Consider the following 878-nt stretch of genomic DNA (forward strand, 5'->3'; position numbering starts at 1 on the left):
TCCTCGGAGAAGATCTATGAAAACAGGCGCAGGTATTGCGATCGGCCTCGCGGTCGCCCTGGCTGCCGGTGGTGGCTACTGGCTGGGCCAGCGGCCGGCGGCCAGCCACCCGGAGCCCTCTGTGGCTGTTGCGACGACATCTGTTGAAGGCATGAAGAAGGAGCGCAAGCTCCTTTACTACCGCAACCCGATGGGCTTGCCCGATACGTCGCCGACGCCCAAGAAAGATCCGATGGGGATGGACTACGTCCCGGTCTACGAAGGCGAGGCGGATGACGAGCCGGCCGCCGCCAACTCGATCAGGATCAGTACCGACAAAGTGCAAAAGCTCGGCGTGCGTACCGAGGCGGCGGAGCTGCGCGCCCTCGACAAGCAGGTGCGCGCCGCCGGCCGCATCGAGATCGATGAACGGCGCAGCTTTGCCATTTCTCCCAAGTTCGAAGGCTACGTGGAGCGCCTGCATGTGAATGTCACCGGCCAGCCGGTCGCCAAGGGCCAGCCGCTCTTCGAGGTGTACAGCCCGGAACTGGTCTCCGCCCAGCGTGAATACACCATCGCCGCCCAGGGAGTCGACGCTTTGAAAGATGCCGGCAGCGAAGCCCGGAGTGGCATGCAGCAACTGGCCGAATCGAGCTTGCTACGCCTCAGGAACTGGGACATCTCCGAAGAGCAGATCCGTGCCTTGGCGAAATCCGGTGCTTCAAAACGCACGCTCACCTTCCGCTCCCCGGTTTCCGGCGTCGTCACCGAGAAGAAGGCTTTACAAGGCATGCGCTTCATGCCGGGCGACACCTTGTATCAGGTGGCCGACCTGTCGTCGGTTTGGGTTGTCGCCGACGTGTTCGAACAGGACATCGCTCAGGTGCGTACGGGCGCCG

The 878-nt window shown here is 63.2% G+C and carries 1 protein-coding gene; it reads left to right on the forward strand.

What is annotated here, in order from left to right:
- Positions 1–16: 16 nt before the first annotated feature.
- Positions 17–878, forward strand: an 862-nt coding sequence (locus ZRA01_RS20360; RefSeq protein ID WP_141355193.1) for an efflux RND transporter periplasmic adaptor subunit, incomplete at its 3' end; no start/stop codon positions are given.

Source organism: Zoogloea ramigera (assembly GCF_006539865.1).
Taxonomy (GTDB): domain Bacteria; phylum Pseudomonadota; class Gammaproteobacteria; order Burkholderiales; family Rhodocyclaceae; genus Zoogloea; species Zoogloea ramigera.